The sequence below is a fragment of the Synechococcus sp. H55.10 genome, from assembly GCF_047502715.1.
Taxonomy (GTDB): Bacteria; Cyanobacteriota; Cyanobacteriia; order Thermostichales; family Thermostichaceae; genus Thermostichus.
Genome location: NZ_JANSJJ010000306.1, coordinates 1 through 14,693 on the forward strand (window position 1 = coordinate 1; position 14,693 = coordinate 14,693).

17 protein-coding genes are annotated in these 14,693 nt (G+C 61.1%); 10 read left to right on the forward strand and 7 right to left on the reverse strand.

Annotated features, from left to right (window positions below; all coding sequences use genetic code 11):
• Positions 1 to 111 precede the first annotated feature (111 nt).
• Positions 112 to 831, reverse strand: coding sequence for a DUF554 domain-containing protein (locus tag NW858_RS13535; protein WP_414334281.1), 720 nt, complete (start codon positions 829 to 831; stop codon positions 112 to 114).
• A 161-nt stretch (positions 832 to 992) separates the two neighbouring features.
• On the opposite strand from NW858_RS13535, the gene NW858_RS13540 reads away from it, so the two are divergent.
• The gene (locus tag NW858_RS13540; protein ID WP_414334279.1) at positions 993 to 1,517 is read left to right on the forward strand and encodes a GNAT family N-acetyltransferase; all 525 of its coding nucleotides are present in this window, start codon (positions 993 to 995) and stop codon (positions 1,515 to 1,517) included.
• 3 nt (positions 1,518 to 1,520) lie between these two features.
• On the forward strand, positions 1,521 to 2,225 hold the full coding sequence (locus NW858_RS13545) for an esterase/lipase family protein (RefSeq protein ID WP_414334277.1): 705 nt from the start codon (positions 1,521 to 1,523) through the stop codon (positions 2,223 to 2,225).
• On the opposite strand, the gene psb29 is transcribed toward NW858_RS13545, so the two are convergent.
• Entirely contained in the window at positions 2,222 to 2,941 is a 720-nt protein-coding gene (psb29, locus tag NW858_RS13550; RefSeq protein ID WP_414510211.1) for a photosystem II biogenesis protein Psp29, read from the reverse strand. The genes NW858_RS13545 and psb29 overlap by 4 nt on opposite strands.
• A 123-nt stretch (positions 2,942 to 3,064) precedes the next feature.
• Between psb29 and proB the strand changes: the two genes are divergently transcribed.
• Positions 3,065 to 4,180 (forward strand): glutamate 5-kinase, encoded by a 1,116-nt coding sequence (proB, locus tag NW858_RS13555; protein WP_414334274.1) that lies wholly within the window; start codon positions 3,065 to 3,067, stop codon positions 4,178 to 4,180.
• Positions 4,181 to 4,194: 14 nt separating this feature from the next.
• Here proB and raf1 read toward each other — a convergent pair whose 3' ends face one another.
• The 4 genes from raf1 to infC all read right to left on the reverse strand — a co-directional run bounded on the left by raf1 (position 4,195) and on the right by infC (position 8,582).
• Positions 4,195 to 5,292 carry a RuBisCO accumulation factor 1 gene (raf1, locus tag NW858_RS13560; RefSeq protein ID WP_414334273.1) on the reverse strand — a complete coding sequence of 366 codons (1,098 nt, stop codon included), beginning with the start codon at positions 5,290 to 5,292 and terminating at the stop codon, positions 4,195 to 4,197.
• Positions 5,293 to 5,525: 233 nt separating this feature from the next.
• Positions 5,526 to 7,424 (reverse strand): serine/threonine-protein kinase, encoded by a 1,899-nt coding sequence (locus tag NW858_RS13565; protein WP_414520698.1) that lies wholly within the window; start codon positions 7,422 to 7,424, stop codon positions 5,526 to 5,528.
• A gap of 121 nt (positions 7,425 to 7,545) precedes the next feature.
• Entirely contained in the window at positions 7,546 to 8,010 is a 465-nt protein-coding gene (gene bcp / locus NW858_RS13570) for a thioredoxin-dependent thiol peroxidase (RefSeq protein WP_414334270.1), read from the reverse strand.
• Positions 8,011 to 8,024: 14 nt separating this feature from the next.
• Complete coding sequence (infC, locus tag NW858_RS13575) at positions 8,025 to 8,582, reverse strand: translation initiation factor IF-3 (protein ID WP_414334268.1); 558 nt, start codon at positions 8,580 to 8,582, stop codon at positions 8,025 to 8,027.
• A gap of 287 nt (positions 8,583 to 8,869) precedes the next feature.
• On the opposite strand from infC, the gene NW858_RS13580 reads away from it, so the two are divergent.
• The 5 genes from NW858_RS13580 to NW858_RS13600 all read left to right on the forward strand — a co-directional run bounded on the left by NW858_RS13580 (position 8,870) and on the right by NW858_RS13600 (position 12,864).
• Positions 8,870 to 9,109: a hypothetical protein gene (locus tag NW858_RS13580; RefSeq protein WP_414336724.1), complete on the forward strand. Its 240-nt coding sequence runs from the start codon at positions 8,870 to 8,872 to the stop codon at positions 9,107 to 9,109.
• 28 nt (positions 9,110 to 9,137) lie between these two features.
• Positions 9,138 to 10,550 carry an aspartate ammonia-lyase gene (locus NW858_RS13585; protein ID WP_414368911.1) on the forward strand — a complete coding sequence of 471 codons (1,413 nt, stop codon included), beginning with the start codon at positions 9,138 to 9,140 and terminating at the stop codon, positions 10,548 to 10,550.
• Positions 10,551 to 10,832: 282 nt separating this feature from the next.
• Entirely contained in the window at positions 10,833 to 11,810 is a 978-nt protein-coding gene (locus tag NW858_RS13590) for a DNA adenine methylase (protein WP_414349178.1), read from the forward strand.
• A gap of 4 nt (positions 11,811 to 11,814) precedes the next feature.
• A complete protein-coding gene (locus NW858_RS13595) occupies positions 11,815 to 12,150 on the forward strand; it encodes a BolA family protein (RefSeq protein WP_414510208.1) in 336 nt (111 codons plus the stop codon).
• A 234-nt stretch (positions 12,151 to 12,384) separates the two neighbouring features.
• Positions 12,385 to 12,864, forward strand: a complete 480-nt coding sequence (locus tag NW858_RS13600) for a TerB family tellurite resistance protein (protein WP_414520699.1) — start codon at positions 12,385 to 12,387, stop codon at positions 12,862 to 12,864.
• Here NW858_RS13600 and NW858_RS13605 read toward each other — a convergent pair.
• A complete protein-coding gene (locus NW858_RS13605) occupies positions 12,845 to 13,282 on the reverse strand; it encodes a tetratricopeptide repeat protein (protein ID WP_414334259.1) in 438 nt (145 codons plus the stop codon). The genes NW858_RS13600 and NW858_RS13605 overlap by 20 nt on opposite strands.
• Before the next feature lie 258 nt (positions 13,283 to 13,540).
• On the opposite strand from NW858_RS13605, the gene NW858_RS13610 reads away from it, so the two are divergent.
• Together NW858_RS13610 and NW858_RS13615 are read left to right on the forward strand one after the other, a co-directional pair.
• Positions 13,541 to 14,173, forward strand: coding sequence for a DUF4384 domain-containing protein (locus NW858_RS13610; protein ID WP_414520700.1), 633 nt, complete (start codon positions 13,541 to 13,543; stop codon positions 14,171 to 14,173).
• A 124-nt stretch (positions 14,174 to 14,297) separates the two neighbouring features.
• Entirely contained in the window at positions 14,298 to 14,693 is a 396-nt protein-coding gene (locus NW858_RS13615; RefSeq protein WP_414334255.1) for a DUF4346 domain-containing protein, read from the forward strand.

Sequence of the window (14,693 nt, forward strand, 5' to 3'; positions counted from 1 at the left end):
CCGCGTCAGCTTTTGATAAGAGACAGCTAACTCCCATCTCCCTGAGGGAGAGGGGAGTTAGAGCGGCGCGTTCGCGACAGCGTTGCGTAGGAATAGCGCCGACCGGGAAAACTAGAAACGGAGATCCCAAACGGGGAAAAACCCCACCAGCAGCTCCACGATCAACAGAGCCGGTAGCAGGTTGGCCACCCGCAGGCGGGCCAGGCCGAGCAGGTTCAGGCCAATGCTCAAGATCAGGATCCCACCGGTGGCCTCTAGGGCCGCCATCAGGTCTGGGCGCAACAGCGGCTGCAACTGCCGCGCCAACAAGGCCACTCCCCCCTGCACCAAGAGCACCGGCAGCGCCGAAAATAGGGTGCCCCAGCCCAGGCTGGCGGCGAAGGCGAGGGTGGCGATCCCATCCAACGCCGCTTTCACCAACAACAGCGAGGGATCCCCTAAGCCATCCCGGATGGATCCCAGCAACGTCATGGGGCCGACCACAAACAGAATGCTGGTGGCAACAAAGGCGCGGGTAATGGGGCTGGGACCCAGCCGGCGGCTTACCTGCTTCTCCAGGGCCTGGCCAACCCGCTCGAAGGCGGCCTCGATGTCGATCCACTCCCCCAGCACCGCTCCTGACACCAGGGCCACCAAAACCGTTAGCGTTTGGGCGGCACTGCTGAGGGTCAGAGCCATTTGGATCCCCAAGACCAACACCAGGGCTCCCATCGCTTGCAAGAGGGTTTGGCTCATGCGTTCGGGCAGGCGGCTGCCCATGCCCCAGCCGAGGCCGCTGCCCACCAGGATGGCCAGGGCATTGACGAGGGTGCCAGTGCCGGGAGGAGCCATAGGTTTGCCCAGACTTTCCATTCTCAGTCTCCAACAAAGGCTCGTCCCAAACCTGCGCGGAAGCACCTAGGCAGATCGGCCATTTTCGCTGCCGATCCTGGCTATACTGGGGACACGCTCACCCAAACCCAGCGGTGGGCTTTCACTCCGCAGCGATTCACATGAGCTTTTGGAAGGGCCTGTTCGGGTCAACAGGGGCTGCTACAACCAAAGAGCCGGCGCAAACAGCCAAGGCCGACCGTCGCCAGGAAACAGTAGTGGTCCGAGGGGAGACTATCCTCTTCAGCTTGGATCCCAACTTGGATCTGTACGAGCTGGAGGAACTCTGCGATGCAGTGGGTTGGTCGCGTCGCCCCATGCACAAAGTGAAAAAAGCCCTGCAGCACAGCTTCTTGGTGGTGTCGATGTGGCTGCAGCGGGGCAGCTATCGTCGCCTCATCGGCTTTGCCCGCGCGACATCTGACCATGCCTTCAATGCCACCATCTGGGATGTGGTGGTGCATCCCGATTTCCAGGGCAGGGGTCTGGGCAGACGGCTGATGGAAAAGGTAATCCACGAGCTGCGCGCCCAAGACATCAGCAACATCACCCTTTTTGCCGATCAGGGGGTGGTCAGCTTTTACGAACGGCTGGGCTTTACCCCCGACCCCGAGGGGATCAAAGGCATGTTTTGGTATCCCCGCTAGCCCATGGCTCCCCTGGTGATCCTGCCCGGTTATCTGGCGGGCGCGGCGGAATACGAGCCTTTGCGCCAAGCGCTGGAGGCCCGCGGCTATGCGGCGCGGGTGGTGCCGTTGCAGGTGCGCAGTTGGTTTCCCACACTGGGGGGAAGGCCCGTCACGCCCATCTTACGGGCTCTGCAGGCCACCATTCGGCGCACCCAGGCCGAGTTTGGGGTTGAGCGGGTTAACCTGGTGGCCCACTCCGCCGGCGGCTGGATTGCCCGCATCTACCTGGGATCCGTGCCCTATGGGGGACAGGTGTGGCAGGGGCGGGAGCACGTCTCGACCTTGATCAGCCTCGGATCCCCTCACACCAGCCGCGAGCGCTGGACAAGGCGCAATTTGGACTTTGTCAACACCCACTATCCGGGGGCCTTTTGGCCGCAGATCAAATACGTGTGTGTGGCGGGCAAGGCTATCCAAGGGCAGAGGTTGAAGCTGGGATCCCTGTGGCGGCAAGAGCATTATCTGGCTTGGCTGGCCTACAACAGCTATTGGCTCACCGCCGGCCAAGGAGAGCTGTGGGGCGACGGCATTACCCCCATCCAGGCTGCCCACTTACAGGGGGCTGTCAACCTAACCCTGCCCAACTGTTACCATTCGGGTCGAGGTGGGCGGCGCTGGTACGGTTCCCCCGAGGTGGTGGAAGCCTGGGCTGGCTACTTGGCCTAGCTGCTGGGTTCTTTGGGATCGGCAACGGAAGTCTCGGGCAAAGAGGCGGTCGATTGGCGACGTTCCTGCTGGCGTCGGGCGGCTTTCACCATTTCTTCGACAATGGCCCGCGCCTGCTTCATGCGATCCAAGCTGCTGCGGTAGAGCTCCAGATCTTTTTTCACCCGCTCTGCCGAGAAGGGCAGCTTGCCCACCACATCCTCCAAAAAGCGACGGGTGCGCTCTTCCGGTTCTTTGAAAAGGGACTTGGCTACAACTTCATAGGCTGTGTAAAGGCCAACCGCCAAAACCCGGCTGTAGGCATAGGGAGGCTGGGTCATGCGCTCCAAAATGGCTTTCAACCCGCCCACATCTTCCGCCCCCGGTTTGAGACAAAGGAGATCCAGTCTTTGGCGTGGATCCCCGCTGCGCATCAACTCGAGCAGATCGCCGGCATTCTTGCGCAACACCTCCGGCTTGAGGTGGAGAGCCTTACAGAGGGCGTTGAAAATGGCCTCTCGCTGTTCAGGGGGGTGGTAAGCTTCCATCAGCCCCTCGTAGAGGGTGACCAGCCCCAAAGCAAAAAACGGGTCGTAGGTGAAGGCACTGTTGACGGTGGTCAGGTGCAGCTCCACCAGCAACTCTTCCACCACCCGCCGATAGACGGCGTTGATCGGGCGAGGGTAGGCGCTGAAAAAGGTCGCTTTGGTGGCGGCGAGGGTGCGAACAGGATTCACAGGCAGACAGAAAGATGAGCTTGAGGATGGCTTTCTCGACTGTTTTTATTCTCGCCTGTGGTGACTCTGAGGGCAAGCGATGGCCCTCCGCTATGGTGAGATAGGGATGGGTTGAGGAGGGGGATGGCAACAACAGACGTGACGGTGGTGGTGAAGATCGGCACCTCCAGCCTGACGGACACGCAAACCGGCCTGTTGCGCCTTTCGGTGCTGGGGCCGCTGGTGGAGGTACTAACCCACTTGCGCAGGCAGGGGTACGCGGTGATCTTGGTCTCCTCCGGAGCGGTGGGGGTAGGTTGTGCTCGCCTGGGCTGGCGGCAACGACCGACGGCCATTGCCGAAAAGCAGGCGGTGGCTGCGGTGGGGCAGGGACGGCTGATCCGCCTTTACGATGACCTCTTCTCGGCTCTCAACCAGCCGATTGCCCAAGTTTTGCTCACCCGCGGCGATCTGGTAGAGCGCAGCCGCTACGTGAACGCCAATCGCACGTTTGCCCAACTGCTGCAGATGGGGGTTATCCCCATCGTCAACGAAAACGACACCGTGGCAGTGGAGGAGCTGAAATTCGGCGACAACGACTCGCTTTCGGCGTTGGTGGCCAGCATGGTGCAGGCCAAGTGGCTCATCTTGCTCACCGATGTGGACAAGCTCTATTCGGCTGACCCCAACCGGGATCCGTCTGCTGAGCCCATCGAGCGGGTGTTGCCCGGGATCCCTCTCCAGGTGAAGGCCGAAGCCCAGGGAAAAAGCGGCTGGGGCACCGGCGGCATGGCCACCAAGCTAACCGCTGCTCAAATTGCTACAGCCGCAGGCGTCACGGTGGTGATCACCAACGGCAAACGGCCTGAGCAGATCCCGGCCATTCTGGCCGGCGAGGCCATCGGCACCCGCTTTGATCCGGCTCCCCAGCCCGCCAGCGCCCGCAAGCGATGGATTGCCTATGGCCTCATCCCCGAGGGATCTTTGACTTTGGATGAGGGGGCGGTACGGGCGGTGTGCCAGCAAGGACGTTCGCTGCTGCCGGCAGGGATCACGGCCGTTTCTGGGGAATTTGAGGCGGGGGCCGCCGTGCGCCTGTGCGATCCCAGCGGTCAGGAGGTGGCACGGGGTCTGGTGAACTACAGCGCCGCAGAACTGCGGCAGATCAAGGGCAAAAAAACTGCCGAGATCCCTCACATTCTGGGCTACGAGGGGGTCGATACCGCTGTGCATCGGGATAACTTGGCTCTGCTCAACTAGGCCACTGCGATGGCCTATTCTTCCAACTGCCAGGGATCCTGAGCCAGCTCCTCATCGAAAACCCGCGGTGGGCGCACGGCCAGCAGCACCTGGCCCAACAGGGGAGAGGAGGGTGAATCCTCAATCCACTCCACTGCCACCAGTCCAGCCCGATCCAGCAGGAAAAATCCCGCCGTTCCTTCCCAAACCCGAACAGCGCGATCCACCACCAGCAAGACCGGATCCCGTTCTTCCTCAGGGGCTACCGGCAAGCCCAACAGGGATCCCAGCAGCCCGTTTTCTACTGGTAGGACGACCGGATCCCCGGCCTTTTGCATCACCGGCCAAGCGGGCAAGGCCATCCAAGTCTGCTCCGCCGGGCTGGTGACCCAGCCAAAAGGCCCTTGGGGCTCGCCGGCAGGGATCTGTTCCCAGATGTCGGTCGCCAGGGGCAGGGATCCGGCCACCGGCAGCAGGCGCGGCAGATCTTCTTCCAGGCGAAACACAGACAGCTTGGGCAAAACGCTGCGTTGGGGTCGGGAGCTGGCAGCAACCGTGGATAGGAGCTGCTCCACCTGCTGGCGGGCTGTATCGCTATGGACATACCGAAACGCTCGACCGATAGCCCGAGTGCGCTCCTGCAGATCGCGGGTTTGCTGGGCCGTTCTCCAGGCTTGATAGGCCACCGCATCGCCGGGGTGATCCGTAAACCCGTCCGGAAGCCGTTGCAGTTGGGCGTAATTTTTCACGGCACGGGCGATCTCATGAGCTTCATCGACATTCAAATGGCGGTTGAGGACGAATTCCGCCACCCGAACCCGATCCTGTGGCGAGAGGATGCGCAGCTCGTAGAGGATATCGCTGCCTCGGTGGGCAAAATGCTCCAGAACCGCCGGGCTGGCGCCGGCTTTGGCCATCCCCTCGTAAACCTGGGCGGCGACGATGATCTGATTTTGCTGGGCGGGCTCAAGCCCAGTCGCCTCAAAGATGGCCTGGGGAGTCATTTTCTGTTGCTGCAAGCTTTGGCAGGCCTTGGCCCAATCCAGCCAACGGCCCTCTTTGCGTCGCAGCCGCTCCACCAACAAGCTGGGATCCTCCCCCAGGGCAGAGGGTTCTGGCAGATGTTGACCCATGGCAAGACGTCCTCCACAACAACATCAACACGATCAGCGCAATACAAAACTCACTACCGTCGGGAGTTGGGCAGGCCGAGGCCAAAATACGATCTAAAAGACGACCTCAAGAATTTTTTTAAGAATTTTCCTTGTGCCGGGTTGGCTGTCCTGTCTTTAGCTTAATCGGCGGGAAGCCCGGCACTGTATTGGTGAATTGTGTTTACTCAACGAAGATGAGTGTCGGGAGTCGTTCACTCCAAGGGGATCACCTCGGCAGTATGGCCATCCACAGGCAACTGGTTGAGATCCAATTGCCAAAGCTGGAAGCGCTGTGACTGCCCGGCTGTCAGCACCTGCAGCCAGACCAGCCCCTTTTGCCCCACCTGCAACACTTCAGATCCGACGGGCACGGCCACCTGGGCCAAGGGATCCCCCCCTTCGCCGTACAGCCAGAGGGACGAGAACTCTTCTCCCTCCCGACACAGCAGCAGCAGACCCCAAGGGGCTTGGACCATCTGGACAGGCCACCCTCTCAAAAACCAGCGGCGCACCCGCAGCGGATTCACCTGCACCGAGTCGAGGTAGGGGCAGCAACCCTGCTGGGCCGCAAAGAGCAGCCGTTCCCCCAGGCTGACCGCCATCCCTTGGGGATCCAGGGGTAGGCGATAGCGCAGCGGCTGGGATCCCGGCTGCAAAGGCAAGCCGGTGGGATAAGGCACAAGGCTCATCTGCACCCACTGCCGCCCCGCACCGGTCAGCAAAACCAGATAATCCGAGAGGGCCAGCAAGCGGGGCAGGGATCCCGTCCCAGCCGGCTGCGGGCCAGGCCAACGAAAGTAGCGATGGGAATCGGGGAAAGGCTGGGGCCCGGTCGGCTGCCACTGCACAGCCCCCAGCTCTTGGGCGGTGGCCCAGACCAACTCCTGCCGCTTTGCCAGCCAGGTGGCCTGCCAATCCTCCGCAAAACTCAGCAGGGTACGGATGCGCGCGGGACTCAGGTGCAAAAGGCTGCTTTTGGAAAAAGCCAAAGCCTCCGGGAAGCTCGGCAAAGGCAGCACTTGCCGCAACGGTTCGGCCAAGGAGAAACAGGCCAGAGGCGGCGCTCCTGAGGCAAGGGTCTGCAGCTCCAGCCACTCCAGCTTCTGGGAGGTCACTCGCAACAGCAGCGGGGAACGGCAGCCACTGGGATCCTCGCAGATGTAGAACTTTTGCTCAGGCGGGGACTCCATCCCGCCACCGCCCACAAAACCCGGATCCGGCAGATCCCAGACCTGCAGGCCGGGGGGGGATCGCCTGGACAGGTGCGGGCCAACCCAACAACTGGCTGGCTCCTGCCACTCCTGAGCAAACACCGCCAGAGCTGAGCGCATCTGCGCCGCCGTGCGAAACCGCCGCAAGGGCAATTTGCGCAACGTGATCTCCAGCAGTTCCTGCAGCGGGGCCGGGATCCCTTCTGGGCAGACAAACGGCTGGTTGAGGTGGGCGTGCATCAACTGGCTGGGGGAGCCGGAAAAGGGCCGCTGACCCGTCAACAGCTCCAGGAGGATGATCCCCACCGCGTAGAGGTCAGAAGCGGGGCCAAACTGGCCGTAGAACCGCTCTGGCGCCATGTAGGCCGGCGAGCCGGTGGCGGCGATCTCGCCGGGGGCAGGTTGGGGGTGGCGGGCGATGCCAAAGTCCGTCAGCTTCAGTTGCCAGCCCTGGGGTGTGGGCTTGAGCAAAATGTTCTCCGGCTTCACATCGCAGTGGATCACCCCCTGGCGATGGGCATGATCCAGCCCGGCCAAGATCTGATCCACAAAGCCCAAAACCTGCTTGACCGGCAGCCACAGCCCCCGCTCCACCTGGTCGATCAGCTCCCGCAGCGTGCCCCCCTCGCAGTACTCCAACACCAAATACCGCCCCTCGCGGGCATGTTCGAGGGCGTAGCAGCGGGTGATATTGGGGTGGTTCAACGTCAGCAAGTAGCGCAGCTCCCGCAGCAGGTTGGGGGTGGGGAAACGCTCCGCCGGCAGCTCCTTGAGGGCCACCAGCTCCCCCCCTTGGCGGGGCCGGGCGCAAAACACGCGCCCATACTGCCCTTGGCCAGCCAAACCCAAAACTTGGTAGCTGTCGTGAATGGACTTGGTGGTACGGGTGCGTCGGGACACGGCCCCAGGGGAATCCATACCGGCACTTTGTATCGTTATATCCCCTGCCCGCTCTCTTCTTGTCCTAATCTCGGCACCTTTGCCGACAGGGCTGCTCCCCCTGCACCCACCAATGGAGAGACTAGGAGCCGGTCAACTGCTGGAGCAGCTCCGCCGCGTGAGTCTCCACCTTAACCTTGGTGATGACGGCCTCGATCTTCCCCTCCGGATCGATGACAAAGGTGGTGCGGTGGATGCCGTTATAGACTTTGCCCATGAACTTTTTCGGGCCATAGACGCCGTAGGCGGTGGCCACCTTGGCCCCCTCGTCCACCAACAGCGGAAAAGGGAGCTGCAGTTTCTGGGCAAATTTTTGGTGGGAACGGGCATCGTCGGCGCTCACCCCCAAGATGTGGATCCCCTGGGCCTGATACTCGGCGTAGGCATCCCGAAAGCCACAGGCTTCTTGGGTGCAGCCGGGGGTGTTGTCCCGCGGGTAAAAATAGAGCACCACCCGCCGGCCCCGCAACTGGCTCAAGCTGATCAAGTTGCCCTCGGCATCGGGCAAGGTGAACTCCGGCGCGGGATCCCCAACAGCAAGAGGCATGGCGGGATCCCTCCTCAGGTGGATTTTTTCGGGGAGAGGATCATCGTGATGTTGCGCCCTTCCTTTTGGGGAGGCTGCTGCATTTCCGCTACGCCTTCTAGGTCTTTGAACAAGCGCTGCAGCAGTTCTTCCCCCAACTCGGCGTGCTGGGCCTCGCGACCGCGAAACATCACCGTGGCTTTCACCTTGTCTCCATCCCCCAAGAACTGTTGGGCGCTGCGCAGGCGCACGTGGTAGTCGTGCTCGCCGATGTTATAGCGAAACTTCACTTCCTTGATCTCGGCAGTGTGTTGTTTTTTGCGGGCCTCCCGCTCTTTTTTCTCCTTCTCAAACTTGAACTTGCCGTAGTCCATGATGCGGCAGACGGGGGGATCCGCTTTGTCGCTCACCAAGACCAGGTCTAGGTCTTTTTCTTCGGCCAGGCGCAGGGCTTCGCGCGGGCTCATGATCCCCAACTGGGTGCCGTCGGTATCGATGAGGCGGATTTTGGGGAAGCGGATGCGCTCGTTGATGGCCGGCAGCTCTGCACGCTGCTTGCGGGGAAAGCGGTCAAGTGGACGCTCTACGGACAAGTTTTCCTCTCTGAACGGAACGCAGGACAAAGACAAATGCCAAAAGAAGCAGACGCCTTTTGGGCGGCGCCGACCCACAGACTTGAACTCTCCAAGCGGCTGTCGGCCCGCCGGCCAAGGCATGCTGCACCTATACTAGCTGGCATTTTCTATCTCCTTCTAGAGCTGTCAAGAGTTGTCAAGGCTCGCTCACCTGGGATCCGGTCAGGTTCCGCGGTAGGATAACCAAAGCAGCGATCCGGACGGGATCGAGGGTTGTTTGTCGGCCAGCAGGGAGGGCAAAAGCGGTGCAACTGGGTTTAACGGAACGGGAACTAAAAGACCTGGCCCAGAAGTCGGTTCAGCTCATCTTGAGCCCGCGGGAGGGGGATAGCGAGGCGCTGATCCAGTACAAGTCTTCGGCGGAATTTCGGGCCGGAGTCCATCTGGCCTGCGCGGCCATGGTACTGGTTTTGGCGGAAAACAACGAGCGCATCGGCCAACAGTTGGCCGCCCTCCAGGAAAAGGGATCCCTGCCTGCCGGCTGAAGCGGCGGCCCCCAAACATCATCCGGCCATGGTTCCAGAGACTACTCCGCCGCAAGTGCGCAGCGAACGAGACTCGATGGGGGAGCGACAACTGCCCCAATCGGTTTACTACGGCATCCAAACCGCCCGCGCCCTGGAGAACTTTCCCATCAGCGGCCTCAGGCCTCTGCCAGAGTACGTGGAAGCCTGTGTGCTGATCAAAAAGGCGGCGGCTGAAGTCAACGGCGAGCTGGGCTGCATTCCGGCAGAGGTGGCCAAGGCGATTGTCCAAGCAGCAGACGAGATCCTCCAGGGATCTCTGCGGGATCAATTTGTGGTGGATGTGTACCAGGCGGGGGCGGGCACCTCTCACCACATGAATGTGAACGAGGTGCTGGCCAACCGGGCTTTGGAGATCCTGGGGGAGCCCAAGGGACGCTACGAGCGGGTCAGCCCCAACGACCACGTCAACTACGGCCAGTCCACCAACGACGTGATCCCCACCGCCATCCGCCTGGCCGCCCTGTCGCGGGTGCGGCGGGATCTGTTGGTCACACTGGACAACCTGGTGGCGGCACTGGAGCAGAAGGCCCAAGAGTTTCGCGGCATCCTCAAAGCCGGTCGCACCCATTTACAGGATGCTGTCCCTGTAAGGCTGGGGGACAGCTTTGGGGCCTATGCGGCCATCTTTGCCCAGCACCGCCGCTGGATCGAGGAGGCCAGCCAGGCTCTGTGCAGCTTAGGGTTGGGGGGCAGCGCGGTCGGCACCGGCCTCAACACCCCCCCCCAGTACCGACAACAGGTGGTGCAGCGGCTGGCGGATTACACCCAGTTGCCCCTCACCCCGGCTCCCCATCCCATGGCAGCGATGCAGAGCATGGCCCCCTTTGTGCACCTGTCGGGATCCCTGCGCAACCTGGCCCAGGACGGCATCAAACTGGCCAATGACCTGCGGCTGATGGATTCCGGCCCCAAGACCGGCCTCAAGGAGATTCAACTGCCGCCGGTGCAGCCCGGCTCCTCCATCATGCCCGGCAAGTACAACCCGGTGCTGGCCGAGATGCTGAACATGGTCTGCTTCCAGGTGATCGGGCTGGACACCGCCATCACCCTCTGTGCTCAGGCGGGGCAATTTGAGCTGAACGTGATGATGCCCCTCATCGCCTACGACCTTCTGCACAGCCTGCAGATCTTGAACAACAGCCTGCGGGTCTTCGCCGAGCGCTGCATTCAAGGCATCATCCCCTACCCGGAGCGGTGCCGCAGCTATGCGGAAGGAACCCTCGCTCTGGTGACCGCCCTCAACCCCTACATTGGCTATTTGCAGGCGGCAGAGATAGCCAAGCTCTCCCTGGAAACCGGCAAACCCATCCGCCAAATCCTGTTGGAGCGCAACTTGATGAGCCCGGAACAGGTGGCCAAAGTGTTGGACCTAGAGGCGATGAGCCAAATGCAGTCCTAGCCCATTCACTGCAGAGAGGGAATACTGCTCCCAGAACCGTTACCCCCCGCCCAGCATCATTTGCCCAACACCTCAGGTTTTGTAGTCAATGAAACGTTTCTCTACGTCGTTATTGCTACGCAACGCCGCCGCGAACGCACTGGCGAGGTGGAGCGCTACCCCTAACTCCCCTCTCCCTCCGGGAGAGGGGCCGGGGGTGAGGGCTGACTCCCTCCGGGAGAGGGGCCGGGGGTGAGGGCGCTAGCAGCGCGGAGCACTTAGAAGGTAAAAAAGTAAACACCAATGAACGGCCAGATACCTTCCTACCCTTGTCCGCCCGTTCACGGCCTCAGCCCGAGCAAAGGCGGGGCTTTGCGTTGGGAAGAACGCGGGAGTCCAAACCCCGCCCCGGCAGCACCAGCCGTTCGAGCGCGTCCCTTCCTAAAATGGGCAGGGGGGAAAGGGCAACTGCTCAGCCAATACGAACCCTTTTTCCCGCGCAACTGGAACACCTATCACGAGCCCTTTTTGGGGGGTGGAGCGGTCTTTTTTCATCTGGCCCAAGGGATCCCGCGGCGCTTTGTGTTGTCGGATATCAACCCTGAGCTGGTGAATGTATATTGCTGCCTGCGGGATCGAGTGGAGGAGATCATTGCCCTGCTCAGCCACCACCAAGCCCACCACAGCCGGGAGCACTACTACACGATCCGCGCAACTCGTTTTGCGGATCCGGTGCAACGGGCGGCACGGCTGATTTACCTAAACAAAACCTGTTTCAACGGCCTCTACCGGGAAAACTCGCGGGGAGAGTTTAATGTCCCTCTGGGCCGTTACCGTCATCCCCGCATTTGCGACGCGGAGAACCTGCGGGCCGTGGCACGAGTTTTACAGGGCGTAGAGATCGCGGTGCAGCCGTTTTGGCAGGTGCTGGAACGGGCCGAACCCGGAGATTTTGTCTATCTGGATCCTCCTTACCATCCGCTGTCTGCCAGCAGCAGCTTCACCGCCTACAGCCGGTTTGCGTTTGGCGAAACCGAACAAATCCGCCTGCGAGAGGTATTTGGGACGTTGGCCGACCGAGGGGTGCAGGTGCTGCTCTCCAATTCCGATTGCCCCTTTGTGCGGGAGCTGTACCGGGATTACCCCATCCAAACCATCGTTGCCAGCCGTGCCATCAACTGCCAGGGCCACAAACGCGGTCCCATCACCGAGGTTCTGGTTCTGAGCCATCCCACCTGCAGAGCAGAGGAAGGGATCCCGTTTTACCCCAGAAGCGTCTAGGGTGATGGATGAGCAGGTTGAGATCCGAAACGGGATCTTGAGCTCCGGCACACATTTGAACAGACCATGGGGACAACAGCGCATGGATCCACGAGAAATCGAGGCGTTGCTACAGGCTGCCCTGCCCGGCGCAAGGGTGCAGGTGGAAGACACTGTCGGCGATGGCAGCCACTTTCAGGCCATTGTAGTGGCCGAGCAATTTCAGGGCCTGCCCCTGATCAAGCAGCATCGGCTGGTGAATGAGGCCTTGAAAACCTATTTACAGGATGGCCGCCTCCATGCTTTGGCTCTGCGCACCTTTACCCCCGCTCAGTGGGAGCAGTTCCGCGGGCTAGGCTGATTGAGCCAAGAGACTCATTCTCCGATGCGTTGCCCCTGCGCCTTGGGCTACACAGAGCATGCGACTGGTAGGACGCCCAAGCGCTTCCCTCTCTCTTGGGGAGAGGGGCCGGGGTGAAGCAGGAAGTGAGTGTCTGAATCGGGTTGGAAAGAGCCATCGAGCAGACACCAAACTTAACCGAAATGGTCTGGGATCCGCTTCTAAACTGGCAGATGAGCCACCCCAGGAGGATATATGCCCACTCCATCCCCGCCCGGCATTACCCCCAAGCAAATGAATCTGCTGCGAGCTGTCACCGCGATGGCCTGGTCTGATGGCGCGCTGGAGGTTGCGGAAGTGGAGCTCATCGCCCAGCAACTCTCGCGGCATTTTGCTTCGCATCCCGGCCAGCAGGCCAGCTTAGCGCAGGAGATCCGCCAGTATTTGGTGCAGCAAGTCCCGTTGGCAGAGGTGCTGTCCAAAGTCAACGATGAGGCCGAGAAGCGTCTCATCCTCAAGTTGGGCTACCTGGTGATTGCGGCCAGCGCCCGCAGCCCGGAAGAACCCGTGGTGAATGTGGAAGAGCTGGACGCCTTTCGGCAGTTGGTGGATAGGCTGCAGTTGCCCCCAGAAGTGGTACGACAGGTCTCTCAAGAAGCAGAGGCCGAACTCGGGGATCCCAGCATTGCGCCGATTGAAGCCTTGGTGCAGGGGTTTACCCGCCACTGCCGCTAGAGACCTGGGTGGGCGGCTGGTGGTTGCGAATGGCCCGCCTGACCAAATTGAGAAAAGCAAAGGCTCGCTGATCGGTGGGATCCAAGCGCATCACCGCTTGAAAGGCTGCTTCCGCCTGCTGCAGAACGGATAGCTCGATTTGGCCATCCTCATCTGCTTCCAGTTGGGCCTTTTGCAACAGGAGGGCCCCTCGATTGTAATGGGCTGCCACATGGTTGGGATCTGCCGCCAAAACGGCTTCCAGCTCTGCCAAGGCCGGATCCAGGTAGCCGCTCATACCCAGCACCCAGGCCAGTTTGTACCGAGCTTCGGTGTGGGTTGGGTCGGCAGCAACTGCTTGCCGAAACGCCCGCATGGCCGACTGGAAATCTCCCGCTTGTACCGCCGCGATGCCCTCTTGGTAGCTGTCGTGAGCCATAAGCCGGTTGGGGGTTGACTTGGAATCTGGCGCGAGGAAGGGATCCCTTATTTGCAGCTTAGCCCTTCTCAGCTACGTTCCTCCAGATGCCGAGAAGGGAGCCGTGCCCTCGCCGCTGCAGCGTTTTTTTCCCCTCGGTGATGCCATCTGCAGTAGGAGAAACTGCCGCGGCAGGAGATTGGAGATTGCGCAAAGCCTGAGCCGCTCCACCTGGGCCCGTTCCTAGGATGAACATAACCCTTGATCCGGTGTTGAACAATGAACGCCAAACTGCTTTTCCTACCCTTGGCTCTGGGGTTGTCTGTAGCTCCGGCCACCGCTGTTTTTCCGCAAACCTTGGGCATTTACCCCCCCTTGCAAAGGCTGCAACTGGCCGACACTGCTCAGTTGGAGATTGGCACCCGCTCCATCATCGTCAACCCCGTTCCTTCTGACTTGCAGGTCAATTTGGAGCTGGATCGGCGCGGGTCGAACCCCATCTACCGGCCTGGAGAACCGATTGCCATTACCCTGAGCACCAACCGCGATACCTACGTCTATCTGTTCAGCATCCAAGCCGATGGCCGCACCCATCTGATTTTGCCCAACCGCTTTTCCGGCGGGAACGAGTTTCTGCGGGCCGGAGAAGTGCGTACCTTTCCACCGCCGGGGGCCAGCTACCGGTTGACCATCGCTCCACCTTTCGGCCAAGCCCAGGTGTTGGCCGTAGCCTCTCCCCGTCCGCTGAACTTCCAGGAGATCGCCTCTTTTGAGCAGAGTGGCTCCTTTGCCGATGTGCGGGTGCGGGGATCCCAATTGGGCAGTGCCATCGCCCGCGCCATTGTCGTCGAAGGGATCCCTTCCGACCAGTGGGTGACGACCACACGATTTTATCGAGTGGCCCCCCGCTAGCCCAAGACAGGATCCATCCGCCAGAACCGAGGTTGTCCAAAAAGCAGCTTCATCTGTCACAATGAAGGCAGGCAAACGTAGCCTCGGCTACGTTTCTCTCTTGCGGTCTTGGGTCAGCCGTTCTATGCTTCCTTCCTCCACACCCCTGAGCGAGCAGATGCGCAGCCTTGACGACCATCTCTCCCGCCGGCCCTTGGAGCTGGATCCGGCGGGTTACTTTGTCATCTACCTGGATCGGGAGCAGAACCTGATTTGCGCCAAGTACTACCGCACTGTAATTAACGAGCGGGGGCTGGCCACCGATCCGGAAACAGGAGCAGTGATCCCGGCCAGGGGCTCCGTCAATCGCTCCCCTGAACGGGTGTATGTTGGACGCACGGCCAAAGAACTGTGTGTGCAGATCTTCGAAAAAGAGCAGGAGAGGGTTGTCTCTCAGCTCAGCCATGCGGCCTACCTGGGACGGGAGTTTCAGAAGGCCGAAGCTGCCCTGCTCTCCGGCGCGGAGTACATCCAAGACTAA